Below are 540 nucleotides of genomic sequence, written 5' to 3'. Positions count from 1 at the left end.
CACGCCATGGATCACACACACGCCCCTTCCAACCTCCCCAAAAACACCCCCACCCCTGTAGAAATAGCCTGCGTGGAGGCATTACTCATCGCCTTCAAACGCTTAATTTTCCAAACTGAATACCGGCGCTACCCCAAAGACGACTGGGACTATGACCTGCTTGGCAGGGCTTATGAGGGAGCGCTTGAACACGCCCGAGCAGGCAGACGCGAAGAAGCCGGACTCGCACTGGTTGACGCAGTCTTGCACTACCAAACCGTCAACACCAATATTGAAACTCTTCCTGAGTACACTGAACGCTGCGCAGCTGTCTTGACCACCCCCGCCAAGAAGGCCCAACCAGCAGCACAACACCTCTGGTTCGACCTCACCCACTCCTGGCGAGGCAAAGGCTCCAAAGGCGTACCCACCATCCCCGACATGTCCCAATTCATGATCGCCGAAACCATCGCCACCATCTTCTTCATCATCGTCGGCATCATCCTCCCCATGACCAAAACCACCGGCATCTACACCCTCCTCGTCCCCGCCGTCTACCTC

The 540-nt window shown here is 56.7% G+C and carries 1 protein-coding gene; it reads left to right on the top strand.

What is annotated here, in order from left to right; translation table 11 throughout:
• Window positions 1-72: 72 nt before the first annotated feature.
• Window positions 73-540 (top strand): hypothetical protein (locus EII11_RS10360; protein WP_133306635.1); only part of this gene is annotated, 468 nt, incomplete at its 3' end.

Source organism: Schaalia canis (genome assembly GCF_003858455.1).
In the GTDB taxonomy this organism is placed as follows: Bacteria; Actinomycetota; Actinomycetes; order Actinomycetales; family Actinomycetaceae; genus Pauljensenia; species Pauljensenia canis.
This window is presented reverse-complemented; position numbering and strand designations above follow the sequence as displayed.